Genomic DNA, 13883 nt, shown 5'->3' with positions numbered 1-13883 from the left:
AGGCTCCGTACGGAGCCTTTATACTAGCAAATATTCAATTACTGAGTTTTACCGCCAGCAGCATTATTCATGTACTGGAAGAAATCACTCTTAGGATCCAGAACCAGAATGTCACTCTTATCGCTGAATGATTTCTCGTAAGCTTTTAGAGAACGCATAAAGCTAAAGAACTCTGGGTCTTTGTTGTAAGCATCCGAGTAGATTTTTGCAGATTTCGCATCCGCTTCACCTCGGGTTACACGCGCTGTCTTATCGGCTTCTGCTAAAACAGTTGCCACCTCTAGATCAGCCTGAGCACGAATAACTTCCGCTTTTTCACGACCTTGAGAACGGTGACGACGAGCAACCGACTCACGTTCTGCACGCATACGACGGTAGATAGATTCACTGATTTCATCAGGTAGGTTGATTTTCTTCATACGGAAATCAACAATCTCAACACCCAAGTCTTTCATTGCACTGTCTGTCGTACCGACTAGAACGTTCTCCATAATTTGGTCACGTTCACCGTCAACTTCTAGCGCCTCAAGCGCCGCTTCAGTGGTCACTACTTCACTGTCGCTATCTGGCAAGATATCTTTGTTGCGCGGGCCTGAAACAATCTGCTTGATTTCACGAGCACCAATCTCAGAGCGCAACACGTCAGTGACTTTACGTTCAAGTAGCGCTTCCGCTGTTAACGCATTGCCACCACCAGTTGTTAGGTAGTAACGACCGAAATCAGAAATACGCCACTTAACGTAAGTATCGATAAGCACGTCTTTTTTCTCAGATGTTACGAAACGGTCAGAACGGCCATCCATGGTTTGAATACGCGCATCGAGTGTTTTCACTCGGTCGAACAGCGGCATTTTAAAATGCAGACCTGGTTCATAGACTTTTGACACGCCGTTATCATCTAGGACACGGCCAAATCGAATCACTAAACCACGCTCACCCTCTTGAATCACAAATACTGACATTAGCAGCAGTACAATTGTGACGACTAATACAGGGATCATTAACTTACGCATTCTTAATATCTCCCTTGACGTGAACCAGTTGAACGAGATTGCGAGTCTGAATTTGTTTCAGTTGACTGAGTTTCTAACTCAATCTGGTCATAAGCTGAAGAAGACTTAATGCTACGCTTGGTTTGAGTCTTACCCTCACCGGCTAACTTATCAATCGGTAAGTAAAGCAGGTTACCGCTCGATTCTGAATCAATCAGCACCTTCGAGGTGTTGGTGTAGACTTCTTCCATCGTGTCTAGATATAGACGGTTGCGAGTAACTTCAGGTGCAGCTTGGTACTCAGGAAGCAGCTTCTCAAACTGAGCTACTTGACCAAGTGCTTCATTAACTACGCGCTCAGAGTAACCAAGAGCTTCTTTCTTCAAACGCTCAGCTCGACCTGTCGCTTTTGGTAGAATATCGTTTCGGTATGCTTCTGCTTCACGCTCAAAACGCTCTTCATCCTCACGTGCCGCGATGGCATCATCAAAGGCATCTTTAACTTGCTCTGGTGGACGCGCAGACTGGAAGTTAACGTCAACAATGACAAGACCCATGTCGTAGCTATCTACGATTTCATTTAAGGTTTCCTGTGTACTTTGACGGATTTGCTGACGACCCGTGGTCAAGATGCTGTCCATCAGTGAGTCACCGATGACCGCGCGCAATGCTGAGTCTGTCGCTTGGCGTAAGCTGTCGTCGGCATTGGTAACTTGGAACAAGTACTTGTAAGGATCAGCGACACGATATTGAACATCCATCGCAACGGTCACAACGTTCTCATCTTTGGTCAGCATGAGACCAGAAGAACGCAGTGAACGAATCGCTTGGACATTTACTGGAGTGACTTCATCGATAAAGCGAGGACGCCAGTTTAGACCCGGATCGACCACACGGTCATATTTACCGAGACGTAGCACCACACCACGCTCCGCTTCACCAATAGTGTAAAAGCCGGCAAAGATCCAAATTGCGATAGCGATAACAGCAATCACACCAAAACCTAGTGCGCTACCGCCACCCATCGGCGACCCTTTACCACCTTTGCCACCAAACTTTCCACCCAGTTTCTGACTCAGTTTATTAAACACTTCGTCTAAGTCTGGCGGTCCTTGATCACGGCCACCCTTGTTACCACGATTATTACTGCCCCAAGGGTCATTATCGCGGCCATTGTTGCCGTTGTTATTACCAGGCTCATTCCACGCCATTAGAAAGCTCCATCATTTGATATGACGTTATACTGTAGCAGTCATTTAAGTAACTATAAAGTCACGTAAAACTGCCCCTTCTCTTTTTTCAAGTCTAGACCAATCTACCTGCTGCATTCGAACTTCGATCAACAGGTTACCGTCTTGGTCATATTCTTCACGTTGAATACATTTCATTTGGAAGAATGTACTACGAATCCGACCTTGATGTTGTGGCGGAATTCGCAATTGGTATTGAACCATCTGGCTAGCGAGACGCTCTGTCAGCGCATCAAACAGCAGGTCCATACCTAAACCTTCCATCGCAGACACCCAAACGCGTCGAGGTACACCTTCCTCATCGCGCTCAATACGTGGTGTTTGCCCTTCTAGGTTGTCAATTTTGTTCATTATGAGGAGATACGGCACCTCATGGGCATCGATCTCTTCAAGAACTTCATCAACAGCTCGGATATTCTCACGAAAACGCTCGTCACTGGCATCGACAACATGTAACAAAATGTCAGCTTCTTGCGTTTCTTGTAGCGTCGCTTTAAACGCAGCAACCAGATCATGGGGTAAGTGGCGTATAAAGCCCACTGTGTCCGCCAATATTGCCGGACCGACATCCGCTAACTCTATCTTACGTAGGGTCGGGTCCAAAGTAGCAAATAATTGATCCGCGGCGTAAACGCCGGCTTGAGTAATACGGTTAAACAGGGTAGATTTCCCTGCGTTGGTGTAACCAACCAAGGAGACGGTTGGGATCTCCGCTCGATGTCTAGCTCGGCGACCTTGTTCACGCTGCTTAGCGACTTTCTCTAGGCGGCGAAGTATGGCTTTAATTCGATCACGCAATAAACGTCGGTCAGTCTCTAACTGAGTTTCACCTGGACCACGTAAACCAATACCACCCTTTTGTCTTTCTAGGTGGGTCCAACCACGGATCAGTCGGGTAGAGATATGGCGTAGTTGAGCAAGCTCAACTTGCAGTTTACCTTCATGAGTGCGGGCTCGCTGAGCGAAAATATCGAGGATCAAACCAGTACGATCTAATACTCGGCACTGACACAGCTTTTCGAGGTTACGTTCTTGGGCAGGAGAGAGGGCGTGATTAAAAATCACAATATCGGCGTCCGTTAACTGCACCGCTTGGGCAATTTCTTGAGCCTTACCCTCTCCGACATAGTATTTGGGGTGTGGTGCTTGGCGGCTACCAGTTACAACCTGTAACGCAGTAACACCTGCTGAAGAGACCAGCATTTCAAACTCGCTGAGATCTTCCCACTCCCCTTCTTGCGTGAAGTTGATATGAACAAGTACGGCTCGCTCACCGGCTTCGTAACGGTCAAACAAGCAATCAACTCCTTAATATTTTTCTTGAGGTTTCAGACTGATTAATCTTCTGACTTCTCTTGCTGACGCTCACCTTGAGGACGATCACCACTGTGGTGGCTCACTGGACGAGCAGGTACCACTGTCGAGATTGCGTGCTTGTACACCATTTGGTTAACGGTGTTTTTCAGCAAGATAACAAACTGATCAAATGATTCGATCTGACCTTGCAGTTTAATTCCGTTTACAAGGTAGATAGACACAGGAATACGTTCACGACGTAATGCGTTTAAGAATGGGTCTTGTAGAGATTGCCCCTTAGCCATTTTATTTTCCTTATTTTGTAATTTTGTTTTAGTTATTTAGCTAGTGGTGCGCTGCACGAAAAAATGCGGCCTTTGCTCTGAGCTAAACGAATAAAATAACACCCTGTCGTTACCTGTTATGACGGTAAAGCACCGAAATATCAAGTAACAGATCCTTTACAGGATGGATTCACGCAAAAGCGATCACATTATACACAGCTAAAACCTTCCGATGCTATGGCATTTGAGACAGTTTCTAGTGCTTGTTCAATGTTTTCGCTATCTAACCAAGTTAAATTATCCCAGCTGCGTAACCAGGTAATTTGTCGCTTGGCCAATTGGCGGGTTGCACATATGCCTTTAAAAATCGCTTCATCTAGCGTGCAGTTCCCATCCAAATAGTCCCACATCTGCCTGTAGCCAACGCAACGAATCGATGGAAGATCGGGATGAAGATCTTTGCGTGCGTACAAGGTACGCATTTCTTGCTCAAATCCCGCTTCAATCATTTTTTCGTAACGCAGCTCAATACGACGATGGAGCTCTGCCCTTTCCTTGGGAGCTATTGCAAATTGTTTGACTCGAAACGGTAGGCTTTCGCCTTTCGTTTGAGTCAACTCAGTAAGAGTTTTACCCGAAATTCGATAAACTTCCAATGCCCGAGACAATCTTTGTGGATCATTAGGATGAATTCGCTCTGCTGAGACAGGATCAATCTGCTTGAGTTGATCGTGCAACTTATCCCATCCACTCGTCAATGCTTCTTGTTCAATTTGCTGACGAATTTCGGGGTTGGCCGCAGGAAGTGGCGATAAACCTTCAAGTAGGGCCTTGTAGTAAAGCATGGTCCCGCCGACAAGCAAGGGGATTTTTCCTTGAGCGACGATTTGCTCCATTTCACGCAGCGCATCACGTCGAAAATCGGCCGCAGAGTAGGCCTCACTCGGGTCTAAAATATCAATCAATCGATGCGGTGCTTGAGCTTGCTCATTGGCGTCAGGCTTAGCGGTACCAATATCCATCCCTTTGTAGATAAGTGCAGAGTCTACCGAGATGATCTCAACCGGAAATTTTTTACGCAGACGGATAGCTAACTCTGTCTTTCCCGATGCGGTGGGCCCCATCAAAAACAGCGCCAAGGGTAGTTGTTCGTTATTCATAACTCTAAAGCTGCAATGGTTGCAGAAAAATCAATCGGCCTAACAAGTTGAGTGTCGCTCAGAGGTAATTGGCCTTGCCACAAGTGCTCAATATCAGAAACGATTTGTATCGCTTCCGACATAGTGTAGTCGCTTTTCACTTGAGTAATACAATCACTTAGCCAGTTTGCTAGCTGTGCACGACTCAATGAAGACGCCGGCTCCGAGCGCGAAGCGACGTAAGATAACAGATCTGGCAACAGTTGTTGCAGGTTTTGTTGTCTGAGAGGCTGTGGGACCCCCATCACCATCAACGAGGCGCGGTTGCGTACTTTGAGTTCAATACCCAGTTGGTGCAATACCTGTGTCGCCTGCTCTGCCGCTTCGAGCTGCGCACTGTCTAGTTTCAGTGCTAAAGGCACAAGCAAAGGCTGACTGGTTAACGCCTCTTGGCTCAGCGACAACTGTCCGTTGACTCTCAACCATTCTGCACGTGCCAAACTGACCAAACGCACTCCGGTTTTGTCGCCCATCACTAGATAGCGCCCCTGCACTACAGCGATCGCTTTGCCCAGTACTTCGACCTGTTGATTGAGGTAAGACTCTGTGTGTATTTCTGGCTTAGGCGCATTCTCAGCGGTATCGATATCAGGTGTGGAAAGCAGGGCTTGATAGGCTAGCACCTCCTGCTTACGCGGCGCAGGTTCACCATAACCCTCACTCTGCTTACTGCGAGGCTCAGGACGTGATTGCTGCCATTCATGGCGTGGCTTGCTTTCTCGCACTTGCTCTTGGCTGGCTTGGTAGTCATTTCGCCCGGGGTAAGCAGGCACAGAGTCCATCGCGTCTTGTTCTTGAGCAAACTTAGACGGCTCAGGCTCTTTCGCCTCCTCGTGCTCAAGGTGAGCAGGCTTAGTTTCAGTATGGAACGCCGAAGCGGTTTGCTGAGTTTGGCTGATGTGCTCACTTTGCGCCAAGGCGTCGCTTAACGCCTGATAGATAAAATCATGCACCAAACGCGCTTGATGAAAGCGCACCTCGTGTTTGGCAGGATGGACATTCACATCAACCTGATGAGGATCAAGCTCAATGAACAGCACATAAGTAGCAAACTGGTCTGGGCGTAAACTGTTTTCGTAGCTCTGGCGAATCGCGTGGTTGATCAACTTATCGCGCATCATACGTCCGTTAACGTAGCAGTATTGCAAGTCGCTTTGCTGACGCGCGCCTTCTGGCGTCGTGATCCAGCCATGCAACTTCAAGCCTTGATGCTCTAACTCTATTTTGAGCATATGACGTACGAATGCACTACCACATACGGCTGCAATACGTTTTTCAGCCTGAGATTCGGTTTTTGCCGCTCGATACTGCTTAACCAGCTTTCCGTTGTGCTTTAAGTTGATCGTGACATCAAAACGGCTCAATGCGATGCGCTTTAACAGCTCATCGATATGGGTAAACTCGGTTTTCTCAGTTCGCAGAAACTTACGGCGCGCTGGGGTGTTGAAAAAAAGATCCAACACCTCGACTGTGGTACCAATTGGGTGGGCGGCAGGTTGAAGTTGAACCTGCATCTCTCGTCCTTCGCTGTATGCCGACCATGCTTGCTCTTGCGTCGCCGGGCGTGAGGTCATGGTAAGTCGAGATACGGAACTGATACTGGCTAACGCCTCGCCGCGAAAGCCTAAACTCATGATGGCTTCTAGATCATCTAAAGTGTGAATCTTCGACGTCGCATGTCGACTCAACGCTAGTCCGAGCTCGTCTTTGACAATCCCTTTGCCGTTATCACGCACTCGGATCAGCTTAGCGCCGCCTTTTTCAATATCGATATCAATACGAGTCGCGCCAGAGTCTAAGCTGTTTTCTACCAACTCCTTTACCACAGAAGCCGGCCGTTCGACCACTTCACCCGCTGCTATTTGGTTGGCAAGGCGGGCAGGAAGGATCTTGATCGTCATCGGGTTCACTCCAGAATTAGTTGTGTGGAATGATCAACACTTGGCCAACCGCCAGTTGATCCGAACGCAGTTTATTGGCTTTGCGAATGCCATCAACGCTGACCCCATACTTAGACGCAATTTTGCCAAGAAACTCACCGCGCTGTACTTTGTGCTTGCGCAGCGGCTGATCTTTCAAGCTCACGGTGATCTTAAGCTTTTGCCCCAATTTCAATGTATCGGACTTCAAATTGTTCTCGCGTTTGATCGCGGCCACCGACACTTTGTATTTGCTGGCAATCTTACCTAAGTACTCACCACGTTGAACGACATGGGTTAAGGTTTTCGTCTCTACAGGATTGCTGATTTCAGGTACCTTGATCGGATTGCTGGCACCTGGAATAGTCAAGATCTGTCCAATCGCCAAGCTGCTGCTTTTGAGCTTATTGGCCTGCATTAATGCTTGGGTACTTGTTCCGTACTTACTCGCGATCACAGACAGCGACTCACCGCGTGCGACCTTATGCTTTATGCTCTTACCACGATTAGCGAACAGAGTGCCTTCTGGTGGGTTGTCTTCGAAATATTGAACAATCGCCTTGGTCAACGAGCGTGCGAGCTTGTCTTGGTGACTACGCTGGAACAGCAGACGCTCTTCACTCGGATTAGAAATAAATCCGGTTTCGACCAAAACAGAAGGAATATCAGGTGACTTCAGTACCGCCAAACTGGCGTTTACTGGTTCTTTTTTATGGAGGTGGATACCAGCGCGCCCCATTTCACGCAAAATGTTAGTCGCGACTTTGTAGCCCTCTTTTTGTGAGTGGCTAAACTGCAAATCGAGTAAGGTTTGACTGATATTGCGATCGCTGTTGTTTTTCGCCAACACTTCACCCGCACCGCCAAGAAGCTGCGATTGCTCCTCGTGATTCTCTACCCAGCGGGCAATTTCAGAGTTAGCTCGCCGAGTGTTGAGCACAAACACAGACCCACCGCGGGGTTTGGGCGAATGAAACGCATCGGCATGCACAGAAACGAGCAAATGCGCTTTATTTTTACGAGCGATTTCCGAACGTTTGTTGAGATTGACATAATAATCGCCGCGCCTTGTCAGTACCGCTTTCATTCCCGGTACCGCATTGATTTGATCGGCAATTTTTTTCGATACAGCCAGAGTGGCATGCTTTTCGTATTTACGCGTCGGACCAATTGAGCCTGGGTCTTCACCGCCATGTCCTGCATCAATCGCCACTACGATATCGGCCGTGCCCAATAGCTGCGAAGCATCGCGGCTGACCGTAGCGGGTTTGGTACTGCTCGATGTCTCAGAGCTTGACTGACTCGCGTTATTATCGTGTGCTAAATCAATAACTAAGCGGTGACCATATTGGCCACCGGGAGTCGGGGCCAGTTTAAACAGTTGAGCATTGGACTTGCGCTTAAGCTCAAATACCAAGCGATAGGTACTTTTCTCTGGCGGAGAGCTTTTGCGAATTTTTTTCAGAACCGGGCTATCGGAAATATTCAGGGGTAAGCGGGTATTGAGCGAGGTCTGCTTTAAATCCACCACCAATCGCTCAGGACTAGAGAGCGAGAAATAGCTGTAGTTGGCCTCAGATTTGAGATCAATGACGACGCGAGTTTCATCAGGCGACGGCCAAACACGAATTCCCTCAAGGGCATTGGCCAACACCAAACTCGGAAACAAGCTTAGGGCGAGAAACAATGGAAAGAAAACAGCCCTTAGTACAGTAAGCTTCAACATAACTCCAACGGTTCCAATAACTGACATCCATATTGACTGTTTGCCTTGAGCTCAACAACACGTTCTTCACCTTGGTAACGAAGCTCAATATCAAGGTCTGCCTCTGGCAGCAACCCTTGGCCCTTTTCTGGCCACTCAACCAAACAGATAGCATCTGCGGTGAAGTAGTCACGGATACCCATAAATTCAAGCTCTTCTGGGTCTGCCAAGCGATAGAGATCGAAGTGATAAACTTGCCAGTCCGCCAGTTGATAGGGTTCGACTAAGGTATACGTAGGGCTTTTGACGTTGCCTGAATGACCCAACGCGCGAATAAAACCTCGGCTGAACGTGGTTTTTCCTGCCCCTAGATCGCCATGCAGATAGATGGTGGTCTGCTGCGAACACAATTGCGCTAAAGCGGTTCCGAGTTGAATCGTGGCTTGTTCATCTTTAAGGGCAAATTGTTTGGTGGTCATGAAGATCGATCTCTAGGCTGTGATTATATAAAAATCAAAAGAACTGGAATAGTAAACTGGGTTGGAATTGAGAGACAAGCGATCTTGTGTAAGTAAAAGGAAAAATGATCAATTTGAGGAGATTTTCCGGTTTTAACTGGCTAGATCCTAGGTATAAGATCCGTTAAGATCCCGCCCCCTTAATCAGGAGCATATCGCATGAACTACCAACAGCTTGCCGACAAGATCAAAATTTGGGGTCAAGAACTCGGCTTTCAGAAAGTAGGGATTTGCGATATCGACCTATCCGAACATGAAGCGCAGCTACAAAAATGGCTCGATGATGGTTTTCATGGCGAAATGGATTGGATGGCGCGTCATGGCATGATGCGCGCGCGCCCCGCTGAGTTGTTGCCCGGCACAGTGCGGGTGATCAGTGTGCGTATGGACTACCTGCCACCGCAAGCCCAATTTGCCTCGAATCTCGCCGATCCTACCCAAGCCTATATCAGTCGCTATGCCTTAGGGCGTGACTATCACAAGTTAGTGCGTAATCAGCTCAAAAAGTTAGGGCAAAAAATTGAACAAGAAGTGTCACAGCTTGGCTATCGCCCATTCGTAGACTCTGCGCCGATACTAGAGAGACCTTTGGCTGAAAAAGCGGGACTCGGCTGGTCTGGAAAGCATTCATTGATACTCGATAAAGACGCCGGATCATGGTTTTTCCTTGGTGAGCTATTGGTAGATATACCTCTTCCGGTCGATGAACCCAGCTCCAACGAGTGTGGAAAGTGCAAAGCCTGTATCACCTCCTGCCCCACCAATGCGATTGTTGCAGACGGCGTCGTAGACGCAAGACGATGCATCTCATACTTGACGATTGAATATGATGGCGTCATCCCTGAGGAATTTCGTCGAGCCATGGGCAATCGCATTTATGGCTGTGATGATTGTCAGTTAGTATGCCCTTGGAATCGTTTCGCTGCGGTTACTCAGCAACCAGACTTTCATCGTCGAGAGACATTAGGCAATGCTGATCTGGTCGAGCTGTTTGAGTGGGATGAAGCCACCTTCCTGCACAATATGCAGGGTTCAGCAATTCGTCGAATTGGCCACATTCAGTGGCTGAGAAACCTTGCTATTGCGATGGGGAATGCGCCTTACTCACCACGCATTGTTCAAGCGCTAACCGATCGTTTGGGGCTCAATGAGATGCTTGACCAGCATATTGTTTGGGCATTGGCAGAGCAACAGCAGCAGATACCTCATACCTCAACTCAAACTGAGCGACTGATCCGAATCGTGCAGAAAGGACTGCCAAGAGATGCATAATACTTGCCGAGTTTGCGTTAGCAGAACTTGATTTAGCTCCAAAAATCAGAATGTGGAAAAAAGTAGACCACTTGGGCAAATTGGTTGCAGAAGAAAAAGTTAACCACATCACTAATAAATGACTAGGATCAAAAAACAGCAACTTAATGATCGATGGCTTGACTTTTCCCCGACAAGGAAATCAAAGCAAAACCAATATAAAACAACAACTTAGGCAACAAACCTTACTCTCAGAAACTCAGCGATTACGTCAAAGATCGTTTTAGTCCCGTGTTATACAGAGAGAAATTTCAGCTTACCCACCAAGTTATCCACATACAGCATTCTGTGGATAAGTCTGTTGACGGTTGTGGCAGACCCTAGCTCGCGCCTTGCTTGCCATCATATAAGATTGAACACATCACGTGTTGAGAGACTGGGTTTAGACATAAAAATGCCCACCTAATTATTAGGAGGACTTTTTAATTTTTTGGTTGATGCTTCTCAGCATTACAAAAGAGCGGTGGTCATAGGACCGGTTCAGAGAGTCTATCGTCTGAAGGAGATTTGGAGCGACACACGAGGTTCGAACTCGTGACCTCAACCTTGGCAAGGTTGCGCTCTACCAACTGAGCTAGTGTCGCATATCAACAGCATTGCTATTGATTGAATTTGGTTGCGGGGCCGGACTTGAAACAACGACCTTCGCTAGGTTTAATGAATGGCTGAGCCCGACGAGCTAGCGAATCACAACACCTGTAAATTTGGTTGCGGGGGCCGGATTTGAACCGACGACCTTCGGGTTATGAGCCCGACGAGCTACCAAGCTGCTCCACCCCGCGTCCGTATTATGTCACCGTTAGGTACGATGAAGACCATCAAACTGGAGCGACACACGAGGTTCGAACTCGTGACCTCAACCTTGGCAAGGTTGCGCTCTACCAACTGAGCTAGTGTCGCATATCAACAGCATTGCTATTGATTGAATTTGCTTGCGGGGGCCGGATTTGAAACAACGACCTTCGCTAGGTTTTATGAATGGCTGAGCCCGACGAGCTAGCGAATCACAACACCTGTAAATTTGGTTGCGGGGGCCGGATTTGAACCGACGACCTTCGGGTTATGAGCCCGACGAGCTACCAAGCTGCTCCACCCCGCGTCCGTATTGTGTCATCGTTAGGTACGATGAAGACCATCAAACTGGAGCGACACACGAGGTTCCCTATTCATAAACAGAAAGGCGTGACCTCAACCTTGGCAAGGTTGTGCTCGATAAACTGAGCTAGTGCCGCATTCTTCACCGTTAGGTACGATGAAAACCATAAACTGGAGCGACACACGAGGTTCGAACTCGTGACCTCAACCTTGGCAAGGTTGCGCTCTACCAACTGAGCTAGTGTCGCATATTCCCTTGAAGAGAAATTTGGTTGCGGGGGCCGGATTTGAACCAACGACCTTCGCTAGGTTTTATGAATGGCTGAGCCCGACGAGCTAGCGAATCACAACACCTGTAAATTTGGTTGCGGGGGCCGGATTTGAACCGACGACCTTCGGGTTATGAGCCCGACGAGCTACCAAGCTGCTCCACCCCGCGTCCGTATTGTGTCACCGTTAGGTACGATGAAGACCGTCAAACTGGAGCGACACACGAGGTTCGAACTCGTGACCTCAACCTTGGCAAGGTTGCGCTCTACCAACTGAGCTAGTGTCGCAATGTCACCGTTAGGTACGATGAAGACCATCAAACTGGAGCGACACACGAGGTTCGAACTCGTGACCTCAACCTTGGCAAGGTTGCGCTCTACCAACTGAGCTAGTGTCGCATCAACAACGTTTACGTCGTTTAGGGCTGCGAATTATAAGAGCATTTTTTTGTGATGCAAGTCCTTCATGCAAAAAAAACCATTTTTTTTTGCGTTTGAGCAAAAAGCGCACAAACCTGCACGAAAGGGCTTGAAAATCAATCAAAACACCGTGTTAGCGAGCCTATCATTTGTCTAACAAGTGTAAAGTGGGAGATCGACCTGCCTTTTGCAAGCACTTCATCGCCGGGGGCAAAAAAAATCTATATAACAGGACAAAGAAGACTCTTTTCTCTGATTCAATTAAACGGACTTAATCTTGTATGCACCTTCGTCGTTGCCGTGCACCACTGATCGCATCGCTGATGCTGATATTCTTGTTGACTGGATGCGGTTCACTGCCCAAGCCGGTAAGAAACTTAGGTAAAAGCGACGTTGACTTCGTTATGGACGTACATGCCCGCCAACTCAAAGCTCAAATAGCCCAGCTAACGCGTAAGCTCTACGTCCGTAACCCGATTCAATTAAGCAAGAACCCTGATGCGACGATTGAGAGTCGCATTGAGCAAATATTGGGCTCTGAGGATGACGTCGAGCTTCCATCGCTGCTGTTTGATGAGCTCAATCAAATCACCGGTATCGATGCGATTTTACTGAGCTTCAAGCACGACTACCAGGGTGATCGCGTCTTCGCGGCAATGGTTGGCCTAACCGAAATGCTCAGACGCTCTTACAACCACAAGCAAGAGTTCTTTATGCTTGACTCACTCGATGAACAAGCGCTGTACAACAGTGCGAGAAACATTGAGATATTTGTTTGGCGCCTTTATCACCGCAAAGACAGCGCTGGAAACCCACTGATCTACACCAACGACACCAATGAATATGGTGGCGACATGAGCTTCGACCGAATCTTTACCAAGATGATCACCATTCAAGATATGATGGCGCTGATTGTCGCGGATAAAACCAATCGCAGTATCACCAAAGTCGCCCATGGCGTTGCTCAATTTGTGTTTATCCCCATCCCCTAACCCGAAAGCAAAAGAGCCGCACTTTCGGTGCGGCTCTTGGCTTAAATACTGAATATGGTTTGGCGATAATACTGCAACTCCGCAATGGACTCACGGATATCATCCAGTGCCAAGTGGCTGCCTTGCTTGCTAAAACCGTCTAGCACTTCTGGTTTCCATCGACGAGTGAGCTCTTTCAGCGTACTGACATCGATATAACGGTAATGGAAATACTGCTCTAGCTCTGGCATGTGCTTGTAGAGAAAACGGCGATCTTGGCCGATGCTGTTACCACAGATTGGCGATTTACCCTTTGGCACCCATTTTTGTAAGAACTCGATGGTTTGTCGAATCGCTTGCTCTTCGTCGATCTCACTCGCTCGGACGCGATCCACTAGACCACTACTTGTATGAGTCGTCGTACACCACTCATCCATTTTTAGCAGTTCCTGCTCTGGTTGATGAATGGCAAGTACAGGTCCTTCAGCTAAGATATTAAGTTCACTGTCCGTCACTATGGTGGCGATTTCGATAATTTTATGTGTTTCTGGGTCAAGCCCAGTCATCTCAAGATCAATCCAAATCAGATTTTGATCGCTAAAGGACATAAATCGTTGCCTATTGGTTTTGTGCTAAAAGAGGTACTATACCCAA

The 13883-nt window shown here is 47.8% G+C and carries 11 protein-coding genes and 9 tRNA genes; 2 read left to right on the top strand and 18 right to left on the bottom strand.

Annotation, left to right across the window (positions count from 1 at the left end; all coding sequences use genetic code 11):
• Positions 1-38: 38 nt before the first annotated feature.
• From hflC to tsaE, 8 genes are all read right to left on the bottom strand, one after another.
• Complete coding sequence (gene hflC, locus MTO69_RS01395) at positions 39-1013, bottom strand: protease modulator HflC (protein WP_248330464.1); 975 nt, start codon at positions 1011-1013, stop codon at positions 39-41.
• A 2-nt stretch (positions 1014-1015) separates the two neighbouring features.
• Positions 1016-2203, bottom strand: coding sequence for an FtsH protease activity modulator HflK (hflK, locus tag MTO69_RS01390; RefSeq protein ID WP_248330463.1), 1188 nt, complete (start codon positions 2201-2203; stop codon positions 1016-1018).
• 45 nt (positions 2204-2248) lie between these two features.
• A complete protein-coding gene (gene hflX / locus MTO69_RS01385; RefSeq protein ID WP_248330462.1) occupies positions 2249-3538 on the bottom strand; it encodes a ribosome rescue GTPase HflX in 1290 nt (429 codons plus the stop codon).
• Positions 3539-3579: 41 nt separating this feature from the next.
• Positions 3580-3843, bottom strand: a complete 264-nt coding sequence (gene hfq, locus MTO69_RS01380; protein WP_038209787.1) for an RNA chaperone Hfq — start codon at positions 3841-3843, stop codon at positions 3580-3582.
• Between the two features lie 188 nt (positions 3844-4031).
• A complete protein-coding gene (gene miaA / locus MTO69_RS01375) occupies positions 4032-4982 on the bottom strand; it encodes a tRNA (adenosine(37)-N6)-dimethylallyltransferase MiaA (protein WP_248330460.1) in 951 nt (316 codons plus the stop codon).
• Complete coding sequence (mutL, locus tag MTO69_RS01370) at positions 4979-6922, bottom strand: DNA mismatch repair endonuclease MutL (protein WP_248330458.1); 1944 nt, start codon at positions 6920-6922, stop codon at positions 4979-4981. The genes miaA and mutL overlap by 4 nt, the downstream gene beginning before the upstream one ends.
• Before the next feature lie 16 nt (positions 6923-6938).
• Entirely contained in the window at positions 6939-8666 is a 1728-nt protein-coding gene (locus MTO69_RS01365; RefSeq protein ID WP_248330456.1) for a LysM peptidoglycan-binding domain-containing protein, read from the bottom strand.
• Positions 8660-9124, bottom strand: a complete 465-nt coding sequence (gene tsaE / locus MTO69_RS01360) for a tRNA (adenosine(37)-N6)-threonylcarbamoyltransferase complex ATPase subunit type 1 TsaE (RefSeq protein ID WP_248330455.1) — start codon at positions 9122-9124, stop codon at positions 8660-8662. The genes MTO69_RS01365 and tsaE overlap by 7 nt, the downstream gene beginning before the upstream one ends.
• Positions 9125-9322: 198 nt before the next feature.
• Here tsaE and queG point away from each other — a divergent pair, with 198 nt between their 5' ends.
• Entirely contained in the window at positions 9323-10435 is a 1113-nt protein-coding gene (gene queG / locus MTO69_RS01355; RefSeq protein ID WP_248330453.1) for a tRNA epoxyqueuosine(34) reductase QueG, read from the top strand.
• Positions 10436-10982: 547 nt separating this feature from the next.
• On the opposite strand, the gene MTO69_RS01350 is transcribed toward queG, so the two are convergent.
• From MTO69_RS01350 to MTO69_RS01310, 9 genes are all read right to left on the bottom strand, one after another.
• Positions 10983-11058: transfer RNA gene (locus MTO69_RS01350), tRNA-Gly, on the bottom strand.
• Positions 11059-11179: 121 nt separating this feature from the next.
• Positions 11180-11256: transfer RNA gene (locus MTO69_RS01345), tRNA-Met, on the bottom strand.
• Positions 11257-11298: 42 nt separating this feature from the next.
• Positions 11299-11374 (bottom strand) — tRNA-Gly (locus tag MTO69_RS01340).
• Positions 11375-11496: 122 nt separating this feature from the next.
• Positions 11497-11573, bottom strand: a tRNA-Met gene (locus MTO69_RS01335).
• 42 nt (positions 11574-11615) lie between these two features.
• Positions 11616-11706 (bottom strand) — tRNA-Gly (locus MTO69_RS01330).
• Positions 11707-11741: 35 nt separating this feature from the next.
• A tRNA-Gly gene (locus tag MTO69_RS01325) sits at positions 11742-11817 on the bottom strand.
• Positions 11818-11931: 114 nt separating this feature from the next.
• A tRNA-Met gene (locus MTO69_RS01320) sits at positions 11932-12008 on the bottom strand.
• 42 nt (positions 12009-12050) lie between these two features.
• Positions 12051-12126, bottom strand: a tRNA-Gly gene (locus MTO69_RS01315).
• 35 nt (positions 12127-12161) lie between these two features.
• A tRNA-Gly gene (locus MTO69_RS01310) sits at positions 12162-12237 on the bottom strand.
• A gap of 302 nt (positions 12238-12539) precedes the next feature.
• On the opposite strand from MTO69_RS01310, the gene MTO69_RS01305 reads away from it, so the two are divergent.
• The gene (locus tag MTO69_RS01305) at positions 12540-13250 is read left to right on the top strand and encodes a hypothetical protein (protein ID WP_248330451.1); all 711 of its coding nucleotides are present in this window, start codon (positions 12540-12542) and stop codon (positions 13248-13250) included.
• A gap of 41 nt (positions 13251-13291) precedes the next feature.
• Here the strand turns inward: MTO69_RS01305 and orn are convergent, their stop codons facing one another.
• Positions 13292-13837 (bottom strand): oligoribonuclease, encoded by a 546-nt coding sequence (orn, locus tag MTO69_RS01300; RefSeq protein WP_248330449.1) that lies wholly within the window; start codon positions 13835-13837, stop codon positions 13292-13294.
• Between the last annotated feature and the right edge of the window lie 46 nt (positions 13838-13883).

It is taken from the genome of Vibrio sinaloensis, from assembly GCF_023195835.1.
GTDB lineage: Bacteria > Pseudomonadota > Gammaproteobacteria > Enterobacterales > Vibrionaceae > Vibrio > Vibrio sinaloensis_C.
This window is presented reverse-complemented; position numbering and strand designations above follow the sequence as displayed.

Coding starts and splice junctions, on each gene's coding strand:
- hflC (WP_248330464.1), bottom strand. CDS start 1,013: ATGCGTAAGTTAATGATCCCTGTATTAGTCGTCACAATTGTACTGCTG.
- hflK (WP_248330463.1), bottom strand. CDS start 2,203: ATGGCGTGGAATGAGCCTGGTAATAACAACGGCAACAATGGCCGCGAT.
- hfq (WP_038209787.1), bottom strand. CDS start 3,843: ATGGCTAAGGGGCAATCTCTACAAGACCCATTCTTAAACGCATTACGT.
- miaA (WP_248330460.1), bottom strand. CDS start 4,982: ATGAATAACGAACAACTACCCTTGGCGCTGTTTTTGATGGGGCCCACC.
- mutL (WP_248330458.1), bottom strand. CDS start 6,922: ATGACGATCAAGATCCTTCCTGCCCGCCTTGCCAACCAAATAGCAGCG.
- MTO69_RS01365 (WP_248330456.1), bottom strand. CDS start 8,666: ATGTTGAAGCTTACTGTACTAAGGGCTGTTTTCTTTCCATTGTTTCTC.
- tsaE (WP_248330455.1), bottom strand. CDS start 9,124: ATGACCACCAAACAATTTGCCCTTAAAGATGAACAAGCCACGATTCAA.
- queG (WP_248330453.1), top strand. CDS start 9,323: ATGAACTACCAACAGCTTGCCGACAAGATCAAAATTTGGGGTCAAGAA.
- MTO69_RS01305 (WP_248330451.1), top strand. CDS start 12,540: ATGCACCTTCGTCGTTGCCGTGCACCACTGATCGCATCGCTGATGCTG.
- orn (WP_248330449.1), bottom strand. CDS start 13,837: ATGTCCTTTAGCGATCAAAATCTGATTTGGATTGATCTTGAGATGACT.